General features: G+C 45.6%; 1 protein-coding gene. It reads left to right on the forward strand.

Annotated features, from left to right (window positions below; translation table 11 throughout):
- Positions 1-261: phosphotransferase (locus H6B31_RS16970; protein WP_346014115.1), on the forward strand; the 261-nt coding region annotated here is incomplete at both ends.

Consider the following 261-nt stretch of genomic DNA (forward strand, 5'->3'; position numbering starts at 1 on the left):
CCACTGCGATCCCCGGAAAAACAGCATTCCAGGTATTAGAAGAATATCCTGATTCAGGTGAAAATATTGTTGATGCGCTGGCAGTGTTCCTGCGCCGGTTGCATTCGATTCCTGTTTGTAATTGTCCTTTTAACAGCGATCGCGTATTTCGTCTCGCTCAGGCGCAATCACGAATGAATAACGGTTTGGTTGATGCGAGTGATTTTGATGACGAGCGTAATGGCTGGCCTGTTGAACAAGTCTGGAAAGAAATGCATAAAC

Source organism: Pseudoflavonifractor capillosus (assembly GCF_016899775.1).
Taxonomy (GTDB): domain Bacteria; phylum Bacillota; class Clostridia; order Oscillospirales; family Oscillospiraceae; genus Lawsonibacter.